The following is a 22,352-nucleotide window of genomic DNA, read 5'->3' on the forward strand; positions in this document are numbered from 1 at the left end:
TGACTCCACAAGCACCCACACGAATTGCTTGATTCAGTTGTTAAAGAGCGGTTGGTTAAGATCTTTCGTCTCAACCGAGGCGCGCATTCTACAGCAGCCTCATTTGCTGTCAAGTGATTATTTTCAGAAGTTTTCGAAGAATTCTTCAACAACTTCAACCACTTGCACTTCCGATCTCTCGTCAGCGGGAGGCGAATTCTACAGCGTTACACGCTGCTGTCAACACCTCTTTTTCTCCGCTTTCGACCGAGAAGATCGAAACGTTGAAAGCGCCATAACAACCGGCATTTCCAACTCCTTCCAGGCTTCGATGATCTGAAGCGACCCGCTATCGAAAACCGTATAACTCATTGAATCTCAAGGAGTTTTCCGTTTCGACTGCGCCGGAAGTGGGGCGAATTATAGACGTCCAGAATCTGCCGTCAACCGTTAATTTCGCTTTTCTTGCAAAACCGGCTTTTTGCCCAGCAAACGCGGGATACGACGCGTCACCGGCGGAATACGCAGCACCAGAAGCACCGCACCTATAGAGGCATAGACCGCCCACTCCTCAAGATCGGCGCGCACGATCCACAACATATGTAGTAAACCCAACCCCAGAATTACGTACGCCAGGCGATGCAGCTTCTTCCAGCGCGAACCCAAACGACGCTGACTGTAGCGATTGGACGTCACCGCCAATGCCAACAGACCAAGGAAACCCAACGCACCGACTATTATGTAGGGCCGCTTGCGCAACTCGACCGCCAGTTGCGACCAATCGAACCCCAGGATAAATGCCATATAGCTGCACAGGTGCAACACCACATAGGCGAAACACCAAAGTCCCAATTGCCGGCGAACAGCAATCCACCCCGCCCACCCGGTGAGTTTCTGCAAAGGCGTCATGCTCAGGGTGATCAACAACAGCACCAGCGTCCCCAGCCCTAATCGATCCACCAGCACTTTTCCGGGATCCGGTCCAAGCAAATCCTCAAGCGCCTGATACAACCAGAGCATCGGCCAGATCGCCGCCGCAATGAAAACGCCTATACGCCAGAACGGGAATCGCATCAGTAATTCTTCCGCAGATCGAGCCCTGTATATAAAGAAGCGACTTCATCCGAGTAGCCGTTGAACATCTGCGTATCACGCACGTTTGGCTTGAACAGACTGTTTGGCAACCGCCGCTCCCGCGCCTGGGTCCAGCGAGGGTGATCAACCGTCGGGTTCACGTTCGCATAAAACCCGTACTCATCAGCCGCAATGCTCTGCCAGGTGGTCTTCGGCTGCTCGCTGACCAGACTGATACGCACGATGGATTTGACGCTTTTAAAGCCGTACTTCCATGGCACCACCAAACGCAGCGGCGCGCCATTCTGGTTAGGCAGCTCGCGGCCATACATGCCGACGGCCAGAATCGCCAATGGATTCATCGCTTCGTCCAGACGCAAACCCTCTACATAAGGCCAGTCGATCAAAGCAAAACCAGAACGCTGTCCGGGCATGCTCTTGGGATCCTGCAACGTTTCGAAGCGAATGTACTTCGCATTGGCAGTCGGCTCGACCTGCTTGAGCAATGCAGAGATTGGAAAACCGATCCACGGAATCACCATCGACCAAGCTTCGACACAGCGCAGGCGATAGATTCGCTCCTCCAACTGGTACGGCTTCATGAAGTCTTCCAGTGCATATCGCCCTGGCTTGTTCACCTCCCCGTCGATCACCACACTCCAAGGTTCGGTCTTCAACGAACCAGCATTGGCTGCCGGGTCGCCCTTGTCGGTACCGAACTCATAGAAGTTGTTGTAGTGCGTGGCGTCCTTATAAGGCGTGATCGCCTCATCCTTGACGTTGACGGCGCCCCATTTAGTAGAAGAAAGCTTATCGACAAGCCATGCAGGCGCCTTCCCCGGCTCCACATCGGCATACCGAGCAGCATCGTCAGCACTGGCCCAACGTGGCAGACCGCTCACAGCGATACCGGCCGCGGTAGCTCCGAGCAATTGGCGGCGAGAGAGATAAATGGCTTCAGGCGTGACATCCGACTCGTGGCAGTCAGACGCTTTGGGGATTTTGATCAACATGACAACTCCGCAGCTTTGGAGGACAGATGCACCCATAGACTGCGGAGTATGCGGGAAATTACATCACTCGGCTTTTTTGTGCCGACGAAGATGCAACAGGTATTGCACGGGGCCGGAAGCCGCGTAGGCGAGGAACACCAGCAGCAGAATGCGCGGTGGATCGCTGAACACGACGGCAAACACCAACACCACGGCGAGAATCGCAACGAACGGTACGCGTCCCTTCAAGTCCAGCTCTTTAAAACTGTTGTACTTGATGTTGCTGACCATCAGCATCCCGGCTGCCGCTACCATCAGCGCGACCAGGAACGACATCTTCGAACCCTGAATCCCGTAATCGCTGAACGCCCAGACAATCCCCGCCACCACGCCAGCAGCTGCCGGACTGGCCAGGCCAATGAAGTAGCGCTTGTCCGCCGTACCGACCTGGGTGTTGAAACGGGCCAGACGCAAGGCTGCACCTGCTACATAGATGAAGGCGACCATCCAGCCGACCTTGCCCATGTCGCCCAGTGCCCAGCCGAAGGCCAGCAACGCCGGCGCAACACCGAATGCGACCATGTCCGACAGCGAGTCGTACTCGGCACCAAACGCACTTTGCGTATTGGTCATGCGCGCAACCCGACCGTCGAGGCCGTCGAGCACCATCGCAACGAAAATCGCGATCGCCGCAAACGCGAAATACTTGCTCGCGTTCGCTGCATCACCAGCACTCAAGGCAGCCTGCGCACTCATCGAATTGATGATGGAATAGAAACCTGCGAACAGATTCGCAGTGGTGAACAGATTCGGCAGCAGATAGATACCACGATGCCGGACTTTACGACCTTCTGCGTCGTGCCCTTCTTCGATGTGTTCATCGATGGGCAGCAGGCTTTCGGCGTCAGAAGCCTTGTTCGGCTCTTCGGGACGTTCGCTCATGGACATTACCTTGCAACGGTTTGGAAAAATTCGACAGGTGTCTGGGACGACGGTTCGGCCACAAACGATGCAGCTTTATACCAGAACCACCGGCGCAAACGAAAAAACGCGGCCGAGGCCGCGTTTTTTGTACAAGGGACGACGACTTAGTTTTTGGCTTTGTCGACGATCTTGTTGGCACCGATCCACGGCATCATGGAGCGCAGTTGCTCGCCGATGATTTCGATACCGTGAGCGGCGTTGTTACGACGCTTGGCGGTCATCGAAGGGTAGCCGGTTGCGCCTTCGCTGATGAACATTTTGGCGTATTCGCCGTCCTGAATACGTTTCAGGGCGTTGCGCATGGCCTGACGGGACTCGGCGTTGATCACTTCCGGGCCGGTCACGTACTCGCCGTATTCAGCGTTGTTGGAGATCGAGTAGTTCATGTTGGCGATACCGCCTTCGTACATGAGGTCAACGATCAGCTTCAGTTCGTGCAGGCACTCGAAGTAGGCCATTTCCGGCGCGTAGCCAGCTTCAACCAGAGTTTCGAAACCGGCTTTAACCAGTTCAACGGTACCGCCGCACAGTACGGCTTGTTCGCCGAACAGGTCGGTTTCGGTCTCGTCCTTGAAGGTGGTTTCGATGATGCCGGTACGACCGCCACCCACGCCAGCAGCGTAGGACAGCGCAACGTTTTTGGCGTTGCCCGAGGCGTCCTGGTAGATCGCGATCAGGTCAGGGATACCGCCGCCCTTCACGAACTCGGAACGTACAGTGTGGCCCGGTGCTTTCGGCGCGATCATGATCACGTCGAGGTCAGCACGCGGAACAACCTGGTTGTAGTGGATCGCGAAGCCGTGGGAGAAGGCCAGGGTGGCGCCTTTCTTGATGTTCGGCTCGATTTCGTTCTTGTACAGCGACGACTGGAACTCGTCCGGGGTCAGGATCATGACCAGGTCGGCAGCAGCAACTGCGGAAGCAACGTCGGTCACTTTCAGGCCGTGAGCTTCAGCTTTGGCAACGGTGGCCGAACCTTTACGCAGACCAACGGTAACGTCGACACCGGAATCTTTCAGGTTGCACGCTTGGGCGTGGCCCTGGGAACCGTAACCGATGATGGCAACTTTCTTGCCCTGGATGATCGACAGGTCGCAGTCTTTATCGTAGAAAACTTTCATGAATTTCCCCTTTATATCCAGGCCGTTCAGGCCATTCGCTAATTTGGTTTAGATGCTGAGTACTTTGTCGCCGCGGGCAATGCCGGTCACGCCGCTACGGACGGTTTCCAGAATCGATGCGGTGCCGATGGACTGAATGAAGCTGTCGAGCTTGTCGCTGGTACCGGTCAATTGAACGGTATACACGCTGGCGCTGACATCGACGATCTGTCCACGGTAAATATCGGTGGTGCGTTTGATCTCGGCGCGCTGGGCGCCAGTGGCCTTGACCTTGACCAGCATCAGTTCGCGCTCGATGTGAGCACTTTCCGACAGGTCCACCAGCTTGACCACTTCGATCAGCTTGTTCAGGTTTTTGGTGATCTGCTCGATGACTTCATCGTGCCCGACGGTGGTCAGCGTCAGACGCGACAGGGTCGGGTCTTCGGTCGGGGCCACGGTCAGGCTTTCGATGTTGTAGTTGCGCTGCGAGAACAGGCCGACTACACGAGACAAAGCGCCGGGTTCGTTTTCCAGAAGCAAGGAAATAATGTGCCGCATGATTAAGTACGCTCCGTCTTGCTCAGCCACATATCGCGCATCGAGCCGTCTTTGATCTGCATCGGATAGACGTGCTCGCTGGTGTCGACCGAAATATCCAGCACGACCAGGCGATCCTTCATGGCAAACGCTTCCGCCATCTGCGACTTCAAGTCTTTCGAGTCGGTGATGCGCATGCCAACGTGACCGTAGGCTTCAGCCAGTTTGACGAAGTCAGGCAACGATTCCATGTACGAGTGCGAGTGACGGCTGCCGTAGCTCATGTCCTGCCACTGACGAACCATGCCCAGAACACCGTTGTTCAGGATGACGATTTTTACTGGCAAGCCATATTGCAGGCAGGTCGACAGTTCCTGGATGTTCATCTGGATACTGCCTTCGCCGGTGACGCAGGCAACATCGTCATCCGGGAAGCTCAACTTGATGCCCATGGCCGCCGGGAAACCGAAGCCCATGGTGCCCAGGCCACCGGAGTTGATCCAGCGATTCGGCTTGTTGAACGTGTAGTACTGCGCAGCGAACATCTGGTGCTGGCCCACGTCGGAAGTGATAAAGGCGTCGCCCTTGGTCACTTCGCACAGGGTTTCGATCACGGTCTGCGGTTTGATCTTGCTGCCGTCGCCCTTGTCGTAAGGGAACAGGCCGCGATCACCGCGCCATTCATCAACCTGTTTCCACCAACTGGCCACGGACTCCTTGTTCGGGGTCTCGCCGATTTCCTTGAGGATCGCGACCATTTCGGTCAGGACACTTTCCACCGGACCCACGATAGGTACGTCGGCCTTGATGGTTTTGGAGATCGAAGCCGGGTCGATGTCGATGTGAATGATCTTGGCATTCGGGCAGAACTTCGCCGGGCCATTGATCACGCGATCGTCGAAACGCGCGCCGACCGCGAGGATCACATCAGCATGGTGCATCGCCAGGTTGGCGGTGTAGCTGCCGTGCATACCGAGCATGCCGATGAACTGACGATCAGTGCCCGGGAAACCGCCCAGGCCCATCAGCGTGTTGGTCACTGGCAGGTTGAGCATTTTCGCCAGTTCGGTCAGCGGTGCGGAACCGTTGCCGAGGATCACGCCGCCGCCCGAATAGAGCACTGGACGCTTGGCCGCCAGGAGCATTTCTGCTGCCTTGCGGATTTGCCCCGAGTGGCCACGAACGGCCGGGCTGTAGGAACGCAGCTTGGCTTTCTTCGGGAAGATGTATTCAAACTTCTCGGCCGGGTTGGTCATGTCTTTCGGGATATCGACCACGACCGGGCCCGGACGACCGGATTGCGCCAGGTAGAACGCCTTCTTCATGACTTCCGGGATTTCCGAAGCGTGCTTGATCATGAAGCTGTGCTTCACGATCGGCCGGGAGATACCGATCATGTCGGTTTCCTGGAACGCGTCGGTACCGACCATGGTGCTTGGCACCTGACCGGAAATAATCACCATTGGAATCGAGTCCATATAGGCGGTCGCGATACCGGTAATGGCGTTTGTGGCGCCAGGACCGGACGTCACCAATACCACGCCGGCTTTACCGGTGGCACGGGCATAACCGTCAGCCATATGGGTTGCCGCTTGCTCGTGACGAACCAGGATGTGAGTCACTTCCGGTTCTTTGAACAGGGCATCGTAAACATGCAGGAGAGCACCACCCGGGTACCCGTAGATATATTTGACGCCTTCGTCACGCAAAAAGCGGACGAGCATCTCACCGCCAGATAAAAGCTCCACGTTGTTCACCTCTAAAACGCCAGAATACCGTCCACAAAAAAGGGGCGGGTCTTAATAGGTTTACTTCTCGGCAGAGCATGAGCGACGGTGGTCGCCGACTACGTCAGCACTGACTGAGCAAGTATTGGGATCGTCCCAAGTGTTGCGGGCCTTTCCCACCCAGCGCGAGGTAACGCGTTGCGGGTGTAACAGGTCGGCGCGGGTGTGCGCCTCATGATCTACCGAGTGGGTCTGCTTCTGGCAGTCCCTCTACAGCGGACTTTGGATTCTTCTGTTTCGCCCTCTCCAAGTCAAGTCGTCTGTGTGGTTAATTGTGGGTAAGCACATGAGAACGCAAGAAAAAACCTGAAAACCGCTACTCTGTTAGTGTCAATTGCGCAATTTTGCCAAGGAATCAGCATGCGAACGCTACTCCTCACTCTGCTGATCGGCCTCAGCCCATGGTGTTCGGCCGCTCAAATCTACAAATGGGTCGATGCCCAAGGTGTTACGCACTTCGACGCACAGCCGCCACCGGGTCAGCCGTCGACCAGCATGCAGACGCCCTCCTCGCCCGCGCAGAAACCTGCGCCAATGCCGGGTAGCGGTGTGTTGGGTGATCAGAAAGCGATCGACGACAAGGTCAAGAAACAGGTCGCTGACCAACAGGCGCAGCTCAAGACCTTTTGCGAACAGGCGCGGACGAACCTTGCGCAGTTGCAGAACAATCCGCGTTTGAGGGAGGAAGTCGAGGGACAGATGCGACGGCTGGATGATGCGCAGCGTCAGGAGCGCATTGTTGAGGCGCAGAAGCAGATTGCGCAGAATTGTGAATAGACGCCTGTAGGAGCTGCCGCAGGCTGCGATCTTTTGATTTTAAAGATCAAAAGATCGCAGCCTGCGGCAGCTCCTACATTGATCCGGTGTCCGTTCCAGAAAGGACTCGATCAGCGCGAGGCGGTGATCAGCAGGTCGAACTCTTTGAGCAACACCTGCAGCTGACGATCCTTGCCCTGAAGATTGCGCTGGGCAAAGACCATTTCGGCCATTTCCTGAATACCCGAGGCATTGGGCAACGGCAGATCCTGCTCAAGGATCATCTTCATCCGCGGCAGGAAGATCCATTGCAGCCACTGCTCGAAGTCCAGCGTATCGACCGAAAACGGCTCGACACTGCTCAGCGCTTCGGCCGACGGCGACACCTCATCCCACCAGCCTTGCGTGCGCAGTTCACGCTCGATCAGCAACAACTGATCGGCGATTTTCGGAAAACGGGCATCCATCACAGCGAAACCTTGGCCTTCTGACGGGCCTGAGCAGCACCGGCGGAATCACCTTGTTTTTCACGGGACTGCGCGATGATTTCCCATAGATTCGCTTGCAAGTCAGGACGACCGTTGGCCATGGTCAGCGCACGACGGGCGAACTGCTCGGCTTGCGGCGCATCACCTTGCGCCATGCGTACTTGCGCCAGACGATAAAGCACTTGCGGCTCACGCGGGGCAACGCGCTGTGCACGCTCCAGACTGGAGGACGCACCGTTGAGGTCGCCACCGGCCTGCTGCTGTTGCGCCGTGGTCAGCAAGGCGAGCACCGGGCCGTCCAGTTGCTCATCCGCCGACAGTCCGCCGCCACTGCTGGCCGAAGGAATGCCGCTCGGGGTCGACGGCATGTTGTAATTGCCGGAGTTGATTGGCGCCGATTCTACCGACGACGGGTTATACGGCCCGGCCGTAATACCGCCCGACGCCGGACCCGGCACGATCGGCGAAGTGCTGATCGGCGCCGATGTCGTCGCACCACCACCCGGCACCATCACTACCACGCCGGTATCACCCTGCGGGATCGCTTGAGTCTGAGCCTGCACCGGACGCTTCACCGTGGTTTGACGGAAGCCGCCATTGGCTGAAATACGTTCGCTGTTGGACACGGCCGTGCCGGAATCAACCACCGGGATCGAACCACGCTGTACGGTAGAGCAGCCGCTGAGCAAAGCCACGGCGGTCACCGCTGGAATCAACCACTTGTTCACTTGAAACCCTCTTTGCTTAATTCATCCAGCCCTTGACCCAATCCATCACCGACTCCGGCGAAGCAGGCGTTTCGCTTGCACACGCAGCGCCGGGTGGCGGTTCGCTGCCGCGAATATACGGCATCTGCACCGCCCCTGGGCAGTTGGCATCGGAGCCTTGCCCGGTACGCGAATCAACCCACGCCTGGACGATGTTGTCCGGCTGCGGCATGTCCAACGGCAGCGGATCGGCCTTGCGCATGAAACTGGTCCAGACCTGCAACGCACCGGTGGCACCGGTGAATGGCGTCTTGCCGTTATCGTCGCGACCCAGCCAGACCACCGCCAGCAGATCCTGACTGAAACCGGCGAACCAGCTGTCACGGGAATCGTTACTGGTGCCGGTCTTGCCCGCCAGCGTCAGGGTTTTCGGCAGCACGTTATAAACCGAACTACCGGTACCTTCACGCATCACGCGCTGCATGGCGTTCTGAATCAGGTAGATCGACGCCGGATCGAAACGCTGTTCGATCTGGAACGGGTACCGCTTGAGCGGCTCGCCTTCGGCCGTCAGCACACTGCGGATGCCGCGCATCGGCGTGTTGAAGCCACCGTTGGCCAGCGTCTGGTACATGGTCGCGACTTCGATCGGGGTCATGGCGCCGGCACCCAGCAGCATCGACGGGAACGCCGGGAACTCACGGGTTACGCCCAGACGCCCAAGCGTCTTGAGTACGTTGGGCACACCCACTTCCAGACCCAGACGCGAAGTCGACAGGTTGTAGGAATGCGCCAGGCCCTGATAGAGGAACACCGTGCCGTGGGAACGGCGATCATAGTTCTGCGGCTTCCAGACCTGACCGTCAGCACCTTTGACCGACAACGGATCGTCCGACAGCCAACTGGTCAGCGTGTACTTGCTCGGTTTCTCCAACGCAGTCAGATACACCGCCGGCTTGATCAGCGAACCCACTGGGCGCACAGCATCGAGCGCCCGGTTGAAGCCGGCAAAACTTGCCTGACGGCTACCGATCATTGCCTGCACTTCGCCGGTTTCCGGGTTGGTCACGACCATTGCCGCTTCAACGTCATCGGAGCCCTTGCGCCCGGCCAGTCGTTTAAAGGTGTCGTTGACCGACGCTTCAGCCTTCATCTGCAGAATCGGGTCGAAACTGGTGAAGATGCGCAGACCTTCTTCGGTCAAGTCTTCGTCGCGGTAGTCTTCACGCAACTGGCGTTTGACCAGATCGATAAAGCCCGGGAACGAACTGTCGGCCAGTTTGCCGCGAGTGGTCACGCCCAATGGCATTTTCTTCGCCGCGTCGACCTGCTCCGCCGTTGCCACGCCTTGCTGAACGAGCACGTCGAGCACCAGGTTACGCCGCTCAAGCGCGCGTTCAGGATTACGCCGCGGGTTGTAGTAGGAAGGCCCCTTGACCATGCCGACCAGCAGTGCGACCTGATGCAGTTTGAGCTCGGACAATGGCTGGCCGAAGAAGAACTGGCTGGCCAGACCAAAACCGTGCACCGCGCGCTGACCGTCCTGACCGACGAAGACCTCGTTGAGGTACGCCTCAAGGATTTCTTTCTTGTCGTAATGCAGTTCCAGCAACATCGCCATCATCGCTTCGGTGAGCTTGCGAGTCAGGCTGCGTTCGTTGGTCAGGTAGAAGTTTTTCACCAACTGCTGGGTCAGCGTACTGCCACCCTGCGTCATCTTGCCGCCAGAGGTGTTGACCCAGACAGCCCGGGCAATCGACTTCGGCGACACGCCCCAGTGGTTGTAGAAGTCGCGGTCTTCCACGGCGATCAGCGTATCGAGCAAGTACGGCGGCACCTGATCGATCTTGATCAGGATGCGGTCTTCAAGATTCTTCGGATAAATCCCGCCGATCAACAACGGCTCAAGGCGAACCACGGACAATTTCGAACCGTTGGTCGCCGACAACTCAGCGACATAATCGCCGGAGAAGCGCACGCGCACTGGCTGCGCTTTTTCCAGACCTTCATAGAACTGGAAGCCACGGGTGTTCAGGTCGACGGTATTGCCATTGGCGGCCGCAGCACCGGGGCCATTGCTCACGGCTTCGCGACGATAGCCGAGGGCATCGAGTTCGGTGAGGAAATCGTCCTTGCTCAGCTTTTGTCCGACGAACAGCTCGAGCGGGCGCGCGTATACCTTGGCCGGGATGGTCCAGCGCTTGCCGGAGAACTTCTCCTGCACCACGGCATCGAGGTAAACGGCGAAGCCGGCCAGCACCACAAGGCCGACCAGACTGAGTTTAATGGCCCAGCTCAGCCACGGGCGCAGGCCCTTGGATGGTGGTTTTTTCTTGGTACGGGGGGATCGAGTTCGAGTCATGGCGGCGGATTATACGCACTTTATTCATACTCAACAGGAGCGCTCCGAGGTTTGCGTCAGGCTGGCGAGCGGCCATAATGGCGACCTTGAATTTCCCCCAGTCTCTGAAGGATCGCCCGTGAGCCAGTCACTGATCGCTGCCCTGCAAAACCCGGCCCTCTACCCGCACCCCGTCGAAGGGTTCCAGGTCATCGAAACCCATATCTCGTGGGTGATCCTCACCGGCCCCTTCGCTTATAAAGTGAAGAAGCCAGTGAATTTCGGCTTCCTCGACTTCACCAACCTCGAACAACGCGAACACTTTTGCGCTGAAGAGCTGCGTCTGAACCAGCGTCTGACCGACGATTTGTATTTGGAAGTGTTGCCGGTCACCGGCAGTATCGAGGCTCCGCAACTGGGCGGCGACGGTCCGGCCATCGAATACCTGCTGAAAATGCGCCAGTTCCCACAGACCGGTTTGCTCAGCACCCTGCAAGCCAATGGCGAACTGACCACCCAGCACATCGATGAGATGGCGCAGCAGATCGCGCACTTCCACCTCACCGCGCCAAAAGTCCCTGCCGAACACGACGCCGGCACCCCGGACAGCGTGATGGCACCGGTCGCGCAAAACTTCGAGCAGATCCTGCCATTCCTCAGCGACAAAAACGATCTGCTGCAACTCGAGGCACTGAAAGCCTGGGCCGAAAGCAGCTTCGACCGTCTCAAGCCGCTGTTCGCCCAACGCAAGACCGAAGGTTTCACCCGCGAATGCCACGGTGACATTCACCTGGGCAACGCCACCGTCATCGACGGCAAAGTGGTGATTTTCGACTGCATCGAATTCAACGAGCCGTTCCGCTTCACTGACGTCTGGGCCGATACCGGTTTCCTGGCGATGGACCTTGAAGACCGTGGTCTGAAATCACTGGCTCGCCGCTTCATCAGCCAATATCTTGAGTTGACCGGTGACTACCAAGGCCTGGAAGTGCTGAACTTCTATAAAGCCTACCGTGCGCTGGTTCGCGCCAAGGTTGCGCTGTTCAGCATGCCGGCAGATGCCACTCCCGTGCAGCGTGCGACCACCCTGCGCCAATACCGCAACTACGCCAACCTGGCGGAAAGCTACAGCACCATTCCTTCGCGTTTCATGGCGATCACCCACGGTGTTTCCGCTGTCGGCAAAAGCCACGTGGCCATGCGCCTGGTCGAGGCACTGGGTGCGATTCGCCTGCGTTCGGATGTCGAGCGCAAGCGCCTGTTCGGCGAACAAACCGTCGCCAACGATGTGCAGGCTGGCATTTACAGCGCCGACGCCAGCGCAAAAACCTACTCGCGCCTGCATGAGATCGCTGAAGTCATTCTGCACGCCGGTTTCCCGGTGGTCATCGATGCGACCTACCTCAAGCGTGAGCAACGCGACAGCGCCGCAAAAATCGCCGAAGCCACCGGGACGCCGTTCCTGATCCTCGACTGCAACGCGCCGCAAGCGGTGATCGAGAGCTGGCTGGCGATTCGTCAGTCAGACAAACAGGATCCGTCTGACGCCACGCTCGCTGTGATCGAAGCGCAGCAGGCCAATCGCGAAGCACTGACGCCGGAAGAGATTCTGCGCAGCAAACGCGTGCAGACCAATGAATCCGGCACGCTGGACACCGTGGTCGCGCAGATTCGTCAGCGCCTGCCAGGCTTGTAAGAAACTATTTCGGCCGTGGAGCCCTCGCTCGCTTCACGGCCGCCAAATAGTGGCACTATACTGGCGTCATAAAACCAACAGGTGATCTGACATGAGCCAGCCGAAACTGCTCGACTCCCCGCTGTATGCCTTGCTGCACAAAGACGACATCACAGGTTTCAACAAGGAACGCCCACAAGACGGTCCGATCGATATGGTCGGCGGCGACTTTCGCGGGCTCGACCTGCGCGAACTGAATGCCGATGGCGTGGATTTCCGGGACGCGTACTTCCGCTCCGCCGACCTGCGCGGCATTGATTTCCGCAATGCGGCGCTTGAAGGTGCAAGCCTGGCCCACGCACAGATTTCCGGGGCGTACTTCCCGCCGGAGTTGAGTGCCGACGAAATTCTGATGTCGATGAATTTCGGCACGCGCCTGCGTTATCGCACCCGCTAAATCTCCCTCACTCCCAGACATAACGCCTACCCCTGTAGGAGCGAGCCTGCTCGCGATATCGGTCCAACATTCAACAAATATGTTGCCTGTCAGTCCGCTATCGCGAGCAGGCTCACTCCTACAATGATCTGTGCCCCCTCCTTTCTGCGTCCGCAGGCCATTCAAGCGCCCTTTCTTAGAAGCGTTTGCGTTGAATCCGACCAAACAACCACGCTTTTCCTACTGATGGCTACACTCCTGAGAAGCTCGCCCACGCACCATTCGGCCGTCGCAAGGAGGCTTGATGAATGATGAACTGCAACACCTGAAGAATCTTGGCAAGACGTCGGCGCAATGGCTGCATGCCGTGGGCATCCACAGCGCCTCGGACTTGCGTCGCCTGGGCGCGGTGGACGCTTACCGGGCCGTGCGTACCCGCGGGTTTCGCGCATCCAAGGTGTTGCTGTATGCGATCGAGGGCGCGCTGATGGATGTGCACTGGAACGATATCCCCGCCGAGCGCAAGGACGCCCTGAACAAGCAGCTCGAAGCCATTTCCTCGCGTCACAAGAATTGAACGGGCCCTGACCGTCATGTATTTGCTGGGGGAACAATCGGCGTTTGCCGATGCGCTGATCAATCGCTTGCAGAATTTGCCTGCGCAGTGGCTGCACGGCTTGGCACCGTGCGGGCCGGATCTGCAACTGGAATCGACGGATGACCTGATGGCGCAGTTGCCAGGCGATCAGTTGTTTCTGCTGACTGACGGTGTGATCCATGGCGGCATCGGTGCACGGGCGCTGTTTTACTGGCAGGAAGGTGATTTGTTCGGCCTGCAACAGGGCGAAGCCTGGGCCGATTGCCGTTTGTGCAGTGATGGGCCACTGCGCTTGCAACCTTATCGGCGCAGTGAGATTGTCCAGCATGTGTATGCCGAGCCCGGCCGGGCGGATCAATTCCTCGAATACCTGTTGGGGCAAATGGCAATCCTCGCCCACGCCGTAGCCGAACTGAAACCGCGCGAGTTTCGCAGTACCAATGGTTTCAAACGGGTGGAGGCCGGGGAAATCCTGATCAACCAGGGTGACGCTGCCGATCATGTATTTGTGATCATCGATGGCCACGCCGAGGCGTTTGTCGACGGACACAAGGTCGGCGATGTGCCCAAAGACGAGATTTTCGGCGCCATGGCAGTGTTCACTGGCGAGCCGCGCAATGCCACGGTCATCGCCCGTGAAGCGAGCACCGTGATGCTGATCCCCGGTGAGCAATTTTTGAACATGACCCGCACCAACCCGAAGATTGCCCACAGCCTGATCGAGAGCATGGCGCGGCGGATCGGCCAACTGAACAGGCAGGTCAGCCAATTCACTGCGCGCAAAGACTGACACCAAGCCCCCTGTTTACGGGGCATTCCCGCCATTTTCGAGACTAAATAAAATAAATCCGGAAACAGTGGTTGACTCGGTAATGAGAATCGCTATGATTATCACAACTGGTCGCGAGATCAGTCGATATTCTGAAAAGCCCTTGGTTCGGACTCTCAGATTATCTCCTCATCAGGCTAATCACGGTTATTTGACCCGGTTTTTTACCGGGTCTTTTTTTGCCTGCAAGAAAGTCATTTGCCGAACTGCTTACGCATCTCTTCGCAGTAATCGCGCTTGGCTGTAGCGGGCGTGTACAAGACGTAATCAGCCATGGCGGCGGTGACCTCAGTCCCCTGCTCGGCCAGCATCAGAACTGTCGGCGCCTCCGTTGCGCCCAAATCCAGCAGGTGCAGCGGCACTCCCACATCCTTGCGCGCATGCCATGCCCCCGCCAACAGCAATGAGGGCGTCGGCGCAGCCAACAGACGCTCAGCCATACGCCTGTCCCGTTGCTGCTGAACCGCTAGCATCGCCGGCATCTGCGATTTGGGCAGCAGACCGCAGTGAGAATCGCTGATTTGCTCCAGCAGAGTCGCTTTCACGGTTTGCGCATTGCTGCGTGCCCCGCTCAAGCGCGGCGGCTGTTGATAGAACGCGCGGATTTCAGTGCTTTCAAGGTTGGCCGCCAGCAGCGGATACGGTTGTGTGAGGGCGAAGCGAACGATCGGCCCATAAAGATTCCAGTCCCAGCCATCCTGCCAGGACAGCGCATTAGGGAGGTCGCTGGGCAGCGACGCAGATTGGCGAAGCGCATCGACTTTCGGCTGCTGATCCGGCGTGAGCATTTCCAGCAGCAGGCTGCCCTGCGGTCGTTGCTCGCTCAGCGATTGCAACAACCACAACTGCGCGGCATGGTGATCGGCATTGTCATGCTGCTCGCCAATGATCACCCGCGTGGGCTTGGCAAGACGCGCCAGCAATTGCTGCGTCGTCAGCAGTTGGCCGTTGTGCAGATCACGAATGTCGCCACTGACCGGAGGCGGCAACGCAACATGCTGACACCCCGCCAGACACCCCGCCAATACCAGCAGCGCCAACCCCCAGATCCCACGCATGTCATCACCTCGATGAAGAATTCAGCGGGCGATGATCAGCGGATGCCCACGCTCCGGGTGCGGTTGCACCAACACTTCGAGACCGAACACCGCTTTCAGCGAATCCGGTCGCAGTACTTGCTCCGGTGTATCCAGCGCCACGGGGCGGCCGTCTGCAAGCAGCAGAATACGATCACAATAGCGCGCCGCCAGATTCAGATCATGCAGGATCACCAGCACCGCCGCGCCGCGATCGGCAAACTCGCGCACCGCCTGCAGGGTTGTGTGTTGATGCAATGGATCAAGCATCGACGTCGGTTCATCAAGCAGCAACGTTTGCCCAGTCTGACCCGGCCACAATTGCGCCAGCACCCGCGCCAGATGCACGCGCTGACGCTCGCCCCCCGATAACGCCAGATAACTGCGTCCGCTCAGATGCCCGGCATCCGCCGCCGCCAAAGCCGCCACGATGATTTCGTCATCGCGCACTCGGCCACTTTGATAAGGCAGGCGCCCCATGCCCACCACTTCTTCGACACGGAAAGCAAAATCCAGGGTCGAGACCTGCGGCAGTACCGCCAGACGCTGGGCGCGCTGCACTCCCGTCCAGTGACTCAAGGCCTCGCCGTCGAGCGAGACCTCGCCTTCACTGGCCGTCAACTCACCGCACAAGGCGCCCAACAAGGTACTTTTGCCCGCGCCATTTGGCCCGAGCACACCCAGCACTTCGCCCGGTTGAAGTTGCAGCGAGACTTCGCTGAGCACAGCCTTGCGCCCGCGCTGGATGTGCAGATTGTGCGCACGCAGCATCAGGCACGCCCTCGCAGCAGCAGATAAAGGAAGAACGGCGCGCCGATAAACGCCGTGACGATGCCGATTGGCAACTCCGCCGGCGCCAGCGCCAGCCGTGCGACCAGATCCGCCAGCAGCAACAGACTCGCCCCGGCGAGCACCGAGGCCGGCAGCAACACACGATGATCCGGCCCGGCCAACAAGCGCACCAGGTGCGGCACTACCAATCCGACGAAACCGATCATCCCCGCCGCTGCCACTGCGGCGCCAACACCCAACGCGGTGCAAAACACCAATTCCCGCTTGAGCCGCTCGACATCAATCCCCAGGTGCCCGGCCTCGGATTCCCCGAGCAACAAGGCATTCAATGCTTTCGCCCGACGCGGCAGCCACAACGCGACCCCGGCACTGATGATCAACAACGGCCACAACCGCGCGTAACTGGCGCCATTGAGACTGCCGAGGTTCCAGAAAGTCAGCGTACGCAAAGTCGCGTCATCCGCCAGATAGGTGAACAGTCCGACCGCCGAACTCGCTAGCGCCGTCAGCGCGATACCGGCCAGCAACATGGTCGCGACGTTGGTCTGGCCGTTACGCCGACCGAGTCGATAGACCAGCGCAGTCACCCCGAGGCCGCCGAGAAACGCACACACCGACAACAGATAAGGTCCGAACCATTCCGGCAAACCGCCAAAAAACGAGCCGCCGACAATCGCAACTGCCGCGCCCAATGCCGCGCCACTGGAAACACCGACCAGTCCCGGATCGGCCAACGGGTTACGAAACAGTCCTTGCATCGCCACGCCGGACAGCGCCAGCACACCGCCCACCGCCAGCCCGAGCAAAGTCCGCGGCAGACGAATCTGCCCGAGAATCAGTTCAGCCTGCTCCAGCCCGTCCGGCGCCAGCGGCACACCAAGCATGCGCAACGCCGCGCGCAATGTATCGAACAGCGGCAAGCTGACCGGGCCGAGGGCCAATGACAGCCATATCGCCAGCAAACACAGGAGCGTCAGGCCGATGAACAGGCCACGGGGTTTGACCAATGTGGTCATTGGCCGCTCTTGGCCGGGTAGAAACCGTCAGACAGAGTCTGCAACGCCGCTGGCAGGCGTGGCCCAAGCCCACCGACCAACAAGGTCGGATCAAGCTCCAGCACACGTCCGGCCTTGGCGGCACGGCTGGCATTAAGAATCGGGTTTTCCTTGAACAGCGCCGCTTTCGCCGCGTCACCGGTCAGCGCACGGTCAGCGAATACCAAAACCTCTGGGTCGAGACTGGCGAGGGATTCCACGGAAAACGGCTTGTAGCCGGTATGCGTCGCCAGATTGTGCCCGCCGGCCTGCTCCAGCAGCCAATCGGCGGCGGTGTCCTTGCCGGCGATCAAAGGTTTCCCTCCCGCATGCCCCAGCAACAACAGCACACCCGGTGCCTTGTGTTTGGACTGTGCCTCAACAACCCGCGCTTTCTGAGCATCGAGTTGCTGATGATAACTTTGCAGCAATTGCGCGGCCTGTTGTTCAGCGCCGAGTAACAGCCCCAAGTGCGTGACGTTTTTCTCCAGCGTCGGCAGATCCGGCTGCGCCGAAAACAACGCCACCTGCACCTTGGCTGCTTTCACCTGAGACAGCACCGGCGGTGGCCCCATTTCTTCGGTGCCAATAAGAATATCCGGACGCAAACTGAGGATGCCCTCAGCCGAAAGGCTGCGCTGATAACCAATGCTTGGCAGCGCTTTCAACGATTGCGGATGCTGACTGGTGGTATCGACGCCCACCAGCTTCGATTCGCCGCCCAGCGCACTGACCCACTCCGACAACGCGCCGCCAGCACTGACCCAACGTTGCGGCAAATCAGCCGCTGCAGCCTGGTGGCTGACTAAAAGTCCGACACACAGCACAGCAACGTGGGTACTCAGGCGCATACACAGCTTCCTTGAATGAGGTTTTCCCGCGCACGCGGATGCCAGGCCAAGTATCCTCGGCGTCTGTCAGCCACCCTTCGGGTGAAGGGCGCCATTTGATAATTGTTTGCATTTAAACGTCAAGCTCGGACATATCCGGACACGAGCAGACATTAGAGGATAGCCATGAAGTTTCTGTGCGCGGGCGCCGATCTGGCCGAGGCCGGTAGCCGCGGTTTTGAAATCGACGGGAAAAAGCTGTTTGCCGTGCGCCGCAACGGTCAGGCGTATGTCTATCTGAATCGCTGTCCGCACCGAGGCGTGGGTCTGGAATGGCATCCCGACCAGTTTCTCGACCCGAGCAACAGTTTGATTCAGTGCGCCACCCATGGCGCACTGTTTCTGATCGAGGACGGTGAATGCGTCGTCGGGCCTTGCGCCGGGCAGTCGTTGACGGCCATTGACTGCCGTGAAGATGCTCAGGGCCTGTGGATCAATGTTTAGCCGTTGAGCAGCACATCGAGGCGGCGGTCGATCACCATCTCTTCATGGTTGAGCCGTACGCCGTAAGCCAGCACTTCAACACCACAGGCGACTGCTTCACGCAAGGCATCGGCGTAGGCCGAATCGATCTCCTCGGCGGGCCGTACGGCCTCGATCCCGCTGAGATTCACGCAATACAACTGCACCGCGCGAATGCCGTCCCGCGCCAGGTGCGCCAGTTCACGCAGATGCTTGGCGCCGCGCTGGGTCACGGCATCGGGGAACGCCGCCACATCAGTACCATCGAAACCCAGCGTGACGCTTTTCACCTCGACATAGGCCGGGCCGCTTGTGTATTCGAGGCGAAAATCGATGCGACTCTTCTCTTGCCCGTAAGCCACCTCACGCTTCAGCGCGGTAAACCCGTTCAGCTCAGTGATAACCCCGGCCAGCAAAGCTTCTTCGACCAACCCGTTAGCCCGCGCGGTGTTCACGCAAAACAAGCGACCTTGCGGGGTTTCGCCGATTTCCCAAGTGCCGGGCAGTTTGCGCTTCGGATCATTGGAGCGACTGAACCAGACCTGCCCGCCTTCGACCTGACAATTGAGCATCGAACCGGTATTCGGGCAGTGAATGGTCAACAACTCGCCGTCAACGGTCTCGATATCAGTGAGAAAACGCTTGTAACGACGAATCAGTCGCGCCTCTTCCAGAGGAGGATAAAAACGCATCAGCCTTGCCAACTCTTCAAGCCACGCGCAATCCGTTCCACCGCTTCCTGTAAGCGAAGGAGGTTTTGCGTGTAAGCAAAACGCACATGATGGCTGGCCTGATAGCGTCCGAAGTCCAGCCCCGGGGTAAACGCAACATGCTCGGTTTCAAGGAAATGTCGGCAGAACGCGAAGGCATCGCCGCCGAACTTGCTGATATCTGCATAGAGATAGAATGCGCCCTCGGGTTCCACGGCAATGTTGAAACCCAGCTCGCGCAACGCTGGCAGAAGGAAATCCCGACGACGACCGAACTCGGCACGACGCTCTTCCAGAATCGCGATGGTGTCTGGTTCAAAGCAAGCCAGTGCCGCGTATTGCGCCATGCTTGGCGCACTGATGTAGAGGTTCTGTGCAAGTTTTTCCAGCTCGCCGACCGCCGCCTCCGGTGCCACCAGCCAGCCGAGGCGCCAACCGGTCATGCCGAAATACTTGGAGAAACTGTTCAACACAAAGGCGCTGTCATCGACTTCCAGCACGCTGGCGGCATCGGTGCCGTAAGTCAGGCCGTGATAGATCTCGTCCACCACCAGATGCCCGTGCCGGGCCTTGATGGCTGTGGATAACCCGGCCAACTGATCGCGGGTCAGAATCGTGCCGGTCGGGTTGGCCGGCGACGCGACCAACGCGCCAACGCTGTCGTGGTCCCAATGCCGTTCGACCAGATCCGGGGTCAGTTGATAACGCACCTCCGGGCCGACAGGCACCAACTGCGCCGCGCCCTCGACCAAGCGCAGAAAGTGGCGGTTACACGGATAACCGGGATCCGCCAGCAACCAATGCTTGCCCGGATCGACCAGCAGCGCACTGGCCAGCAGCAACGCACCCGAACCGCCCGGCGTGATCAGAATTCGCCGAGGATCGATGCTCAAGCCGTAGCGCGACTGATAGAAACCGGAGATTGCCTCGCGCAACTCGGGAATCCCGCGCGCCGCCGTGTAACGCGTTTTACCCGCCGTCAGCGCCGCTTGCCCTGCACGGATGATCGGCTCGGCCGTGGTGAAGTCCGGCTCGCCGATTTCCAGGTGGATGACATCGTGCCCCTCGGCCTGCAATTCATTGGCCCGCGCCAGCAACGCCATCACATGAAACGGTTCGATCGCACGACTGCGCGCACTGTAGGGCTGAGCCATTGGATTTCCTTCGACGGCGAAAAAGAGACGATTCTACTCATCTCCCGGAACGAGCGAGAACTCGCCGCGGTCTCAGCCTCAAGAACGCTGGACTGTAACGATATGAGCGTACGCTCCAGGATTGACTAAAATCAGTGATTGAACAGGTCTCCCGCACCGCCAGACACGGCTTGCCAAACATTTGCAAGCGCCACCCGCCGGGGCCTCGACATCCGGGAGTAGCGCAGGCCGAATTGATCTGGTAAGTTCGCCCGCTTGCAGCCGCAGGGCCGGCAGGTGTCGGTGATGGAGCAATCCTGCGCAATGGATTACAAGAGTAGAGGCGGTCCATTTCATGCCCACCCAAGCAAAGCAACAGCAGCAAACGGCGATCACTGGCTTCGAACCCTATGTTCAGGCCAAAGACGAAGAGTACATGGGCAAACCCATGCGCGCGCACTTCACCAAGATCCTGACCAAGTGGAAACTGGACTTGATGCAGGAAGTCGACCGCACTGTTGATCACATGAAGGACGAAGCAGCCAACTTCCCCGACCCGGCCGACCGTGCCAGTCAGGAAGAAGAGTTCGCCCTCGAACTGCGCGCCCGTGATCGCGAGCGCAAGCTGATCAAGAAGATCGACAAGACACTGCAGTTGATCGAAGACGGCGAATACGGTTGGTGCGATTCGTGCGGCATCGAGATCGGCGTCAAGCGCCTCGAAGCCCGTCCTACCGCCGACATGTGCGTCGACTGCAAGAACCTGGCTGAAATCAAGGAAAAGCAGGTCGGCAAGTAATCCCGACCTGAACGAAAAACGGAGCGTGCGAACGCTCCGTTTTTGTTTCTGCCTTTTGCCTTTGAGCCTTTGTGGGAGCGAGCCTGCTCGCGAAAGCGGTATGACATTCAACATCGATATTGACTGACCCATCGCTTTCGCGAGCAGGTTCGCTCCCACAGGTTGACCTGCGTATAGCCCCAAAAGTAGTTTCGCCCTCATGACTGCCAAAAAATCCTCCGCCTACATCGGCCGCTTTGCCCCGACACCCAGTGGCCATTTGCACTTCGGCTCACTGGTTGCCGCCCTCGCCTCCTATCTAGACGCCCGTTCGGTCGGTGGCCGCTGGCTGGTGCGCATGGAAGACCTCGACCCGCCTCGTGAAGAACCCGGCGCACAGACCGCCATCCTCCAGGCGCTGGAGAGCTACGGCTTCGAATGGGATGGCGAGATGGTGCGCCAGAGTGATCGCCACGACGCTTACGCTGACGTGCTCAACAGCCTGTTCAATCACGGCCTGGCTTACGCCTGTACCTGCTCGCGCAAACAACTGGAGCCGTATCACGGCATTTATCCGGGCCTGTGCCGCAACGCCGGTCACGACCAGCAAGACGCTGCGATCCGACTGCGCGTGCCAGAGCTGGAATACCACTTCATCGACCGTGTGCAGGGCGAATACCGCCAGCATCTGGGCCGTGACGTCGGCGACTTCGTCATTCGCCGTCGAGATGGGTTGTATGCCTATCAATTGGCCGTGGTGCTCGACGACGCCTGGCAAGGCATCACCGACATCGTGCGCGGCGCCGACCTGCTCGACTCGACACCCCGCCAGCTCTATCTGCAAGAACTACTGGGTCTGCGCCAGCCGCGCTATCTGCACCTGCCGCTGATCACTCAGCCGGACGGCAACAAGCTCGGCAAGTCATACCGTTCGCCTCCGCTCGAAGCCGATCAAGCGACGCCTTTGCTACTGCGGGCTCTGCGCGCACTGGGGCAAAACCCCGGCGCCGAACTCGAACACGCGACGCCACAGGAACTGCTCATCTGGGGTAGCGCGCACTGGGATGCAAGCAAGATCCCGCGCACACTGACCCTGCCCGAAGCGCAACTGCTATGACGACACTTGCAGTCGCGCCGCCATCCGTTACCATCGCCGCACGTTTTCGGGCACGCGCATAAAAAGAGAGGCCG

Annotated in this window: 23 protein-coding genes; 8 read left to right on the plus strand and 15 right to left on the minus strand. The window is 58.8% G+C overall.

Going from position 1 to position 22,352, the window contains the following annotated elements; translation table 11 throughout:
* Positions 1-429 precede the first annotated feature (429 nt).
* The 6 genes from msrQ to JFT91_RS00935 all read right to left on the minus strand — a co-directional run bounded on the left by msrQ (position 430) and on the right by JFT91_RS00935 (position 6,417).
* A complete protein-coding gene (gene msrQ, locus JFT91_RS00910) occupies positions 430-1,053 on the minus strand; it encodes a protein-methionine-sulfoxide reductase heme-binding subunit MsrQ (protein WP_201231342.1) in 624 nt (207 codons plus the stop codon).
* Entirely contained in the window at positions 1,053-2,066 is a 1,014-nt protein-coding gene (gene msrP, locus JFT91_RS00915; protein ID WP_201231343.1) for a protein-methionine-sulfoxide reductase catalytic subunit MsrP, read from the minus strand. Before msrP ends, msrQ begins: the two co-directional genes overlap by 1 nt.
* 63 nt (positions 2,067-2,129) lie before the next feature.
* Positions 2,130-2,987, minus strand: coding sequence for a CDP-diacylglycerol--serine O-phosphatidyltransferase (gene pssA / locus JFT91_RS00920; protein WP_064118674.1), 858 nt, complete (start codon positions 2,985-2,987; stop codon positions 2,130-2,132).
* Positions 2,988-3,133: 146 nt separating this feature from the next.
* On the minus strand, positions 3,134-4,150 hold the full coding sequence (gene ilvC, locus JFT91_RS00925) for a ketol-acid reductoisomerase (RefSeq protein ID WP_003228216.1): 1,017 nt from the start codon (positions 4,148-4,150) through the stop codon (positions 3,134-3,136).
* Positions 4,151-4,198: 48 nt separating this feature from the next.
* Positions 4,199-4,690 (minus strand): acetolactate synthase small subunit, encoded by a 492-nt coding sequence (gene ilvN, locus JFT91_RS00930; RefSeq protein WP_003176102.1) that lies wholly within the window; start codon positions 4,688-4,690, stop codon positions 4,199-4,201.
* A 2-nt stretch (positions 4,691-4,692) separates the two neighbouring features.
* Positions 4,693-6,417: an acetolactate synthase 3 large subunit gene (locus JFT91_RS00935; protein WP_201228505.1), complete on the minus strand. Its 1,725-nt coding sequence runs from the start codon at positions 6,415-6,417 to the stop codon at positions 4,693-4,695.
* A gap of 399 nt (positions 6,418-6,816) precedes the next feature.
* Here JFT91_RS00935 and JFT91_RS00940 point away from each other — a divergent pair, with 399 nt between their 5' ends.
* Positions 6,817-7,233 (plus strand): DUF4124 domain-containing protein, encoded by a 417-nt coding sequence (locus JFT91_RS00940; RefSeq protein ID WP_201231344.1) that lies wholly within the window; start codon positions 6,817-6,819, stop codon positions 7,231-7,233.
* 110 nt (positions 7,234-7,343) lie between these two features.
* Here the strand turns inward: JFT91_RS00940 and JFT91_RS00945 are convergent, their stop codons facing one another.
* Genes JFT91_RS00945 through mrcB form a run of 3 tightly spaced genes read right to left on the minus strand, consistent with a single transcriptional unit; the run spans position 7,344 to position 10,769 of the window.
* The gene (locus tag JFT91_RS00945) at positions 7,344-7,679 is read right to left on the minus strand and encodes a YqcC family protein (RefSeq protein ID WP_201231345.1); all 336 of its coding nucleotides are present in this window, start codon (positions 7,677-7,679) and stop codon (positions 7,344-7,346) included.
* Positions 7,679-8,428 (minus strand): tetratricopeptide repeat protein, encoded by a 750-nt coding sequence (locus JFT91_RS00950; RefSeq protein WP_201231346.1) that lies wholly within the window; start codon positions 8,426-8,428, stop codon positions 7,679-7,681. The genes JFT91_RS00945 and JFT91_RS00950 overlap by 1 nt, the downstream gene beginning before the upstream one ends.
* 16 nt (positions 8,429-8,444) lie before the next feature.
* On the minus strand, positions 8,445-10,769 hold the full coding sequence (gene mrcB / locus JFT91_RS00955) for a penicillin-binding protein 1B (RefSeq protein ID WP_201231347.1): 2,325 nt from the start codon (positions 10,767-10,769) through the stop codon (positions 8,445-8,447).
* A 118-nt stretch (positions 10,770-10,887) separates the two neighbouring features.
* On the opposite strand from mrcB, the gene JFT91_RS00960 reads away from it, so the two are divergent.
* The 4 genes from JFT91_RS00960 to JFT91_RS00975 all read left to right on the plus strand — a co-directional run bounded on the left by JFT91_RS00960 (position 10,888) and on the right by JFT91_RS00975 (position 14,247).
* The gene (locus JFT91_RS00960; RefSeq protein ID WP_201231348.1) at positions 10,888-12,444 is read left to right on the plus strand and encodes an AAA family ATPase; all 1,557 of its coding nucleotides are present in this window, start codon (positions 10,888-10,890) and stop codon (positions 12,442-12,444) included.
* A gap of 91 nt (positions 12,445-12,535) precedes the next feature.
* Entirely contained in the window at positions 12,536-12,880 is a 345-nt protein-coding gene (locus JFT91_RS00965; protein WP_201228511.1) for a pentapeptide repeat-containing protein, read from the plus strand.
* Between the two features lie 283 nt (positions 12,881-13,163).
* Complete coding sequence (locus tag JFT91_RS00970) at positions 13,164-13,436, plus strand: TfoX/Sxy family protein (RefSeq protein ID WP_003228231.1); 273 nt, start codon at positions 13,164-13,166, stop codon at positions 13,434-13,436.
* A gap of 16 nt (positions 13,437-13,452) precedes the next feature.
* Positions 13,453-14,247 (plus strand): Crp/Fnr family transcriptional regulator, encoded by a 795-nt coding sequence (locus JFT91_RS00975; protein WP_201231349.1) that lies wholly within the window; start codon positions 13,453-13,455, stop codon positions 14,245-14,247.
* Positions 14,248-14,480: 233 nt separating this feature from the next.
* On the opposite strand, the gene JFT91_RS00980 is transcribed toward JFT91_RS00975, so the two are convergent.
* From JFT91_RS00980 to JFT91_RS00995, 4 genes are read right to left on the minus strand one after another with little or no spacing between them, the layout of a single operon-like run.
* Entirely contained in the window at positions 14,481-15,344 is an 864-nt protein-coding gene (locus JFT91_RS00980) for a ChaN family lipoprotein (RefSeq protein WP_201231350.1), read from the minus strand.
* A gap of 21 nt (positions 15,345-15,365) precedes the next feature.
* Positions 15,366-16,133: a heme ABC transporter ATP-binding protein gene (locus JFT91_RS00985; protein ID WP_201231351.1), complete on the minus strand. Its 768-nt coding sequence runs from the start codon at positions 16,131-16,133 to the stop codon at positions 15,366-15,368.
* Complete coding sequence (locus tag JFT91_RS00990) at positions 16,133-17,116, minus strand: FecCD family ABC transporter permease (RefSeq protein WP_192553605.1); 984 nt, start codon at positions 17,114-17,116, stop codon at positions 16,133-16,135. Before JFT91_RS00990 ends, JFT91_RS00985 begins: the two co-directional genes overlap by 1 nt.
* 50 nt (positions 17,117-17,166) lie before the next feature.
* Entirely contained in the window at positions 17,167-18,039 is an 873-nt protein-coding gene (locus JFT91_RS00995; RefSeq protein ID WP_201231352.1) for a heme/hemin ABC transporter substrate-binding protein, read from the minus strand.
* A gap of 165 nt (positions 18,040-18,204) precedes the next feature.
* Here JFT91_RS00995 and JFT91_RS01000 point away from each other — a divergent pair, with 165 nt between their 5' ends.
* On the plus strand, positions 18,205-18,522 hold the full coding sequence (locus JFT91_RS01000; protein WP_201231353.1) for a Rieske (2Fe-2S) protein: 318 nt from the start codon (positions 18,205-18,207) through the stop codon (positions 18,520-18,522).
* Here JFT91_RS01000 and sfsA read toward each other — a convergent pair.
* A complete protein-coding gene (gene sfsA / locus JFT91_RS01005; protein WP_201231354.1) occupies positions 18,519-19,232 on the minus strand; it encodes a DNA/RNA nuclease SfsA in 714 nt (237 codons plus the stop codon). The two genes, JFT91_RS01000 and sfsA, sit on opposite strands and share 4 nt — an antisense overlap.
* Positions 19,232-20,404, minus strand: a complete 1,173-nt coding sequence (locus JFT91_RS01010; protein ID WP_201231355.1) for a pyridoxal phosphate-dependent aminotransferase — start codon at positions 20,402-20,404, stop codon at positions 19,232-19,234. Before JFT91_RS01010 ends, sfsA begins: the two co-directional genes overlap by 1 nt.
* Before the next feature lie 334 nt (positions 20,405-20,738).
* Here JFT91_RS01010 and dksA point away from each other — a divergent pair, with 334 nt between their 5' ends.
* On the plus strand, positions 20,739-21,182 hold the full coding sequence (gene dksA, locus JFT91_RS01015; RefSeq protein WP_141127898.1) for an RNA polymerase-binding protein DksA: 444 nt from the start codon (positions 20,739-20,741) through the stop codon (positions 21,180-21,182).
* A 199-nt stretch (positions 21,183-21,381) separates the two neighbouring features.
* On the plus strand, positions 21,382-22,278 hold the full coding sequence (gene gluQRS, locus JFT91_RS01020; protein WP_201228519.1) for a tRNA glutamyl-Q(34) synthetase GluQRS: 897 nt from the start codon (positions 21,382-21,384) through the stop codon (positions 22,276-22,278).
* The last annotated feature ends 74 nt before the right edge of the window (positions 22,279-22,352 follow it).

The organism is Pseudomonas sp. TH08, from assembly GCF_016651275.1.
GTDB lineage: Bacteria > Pseudomonadota > Gammaproteobacteria > Pseudomonadales > Pseudomonadaceae > Aquipseudomonas.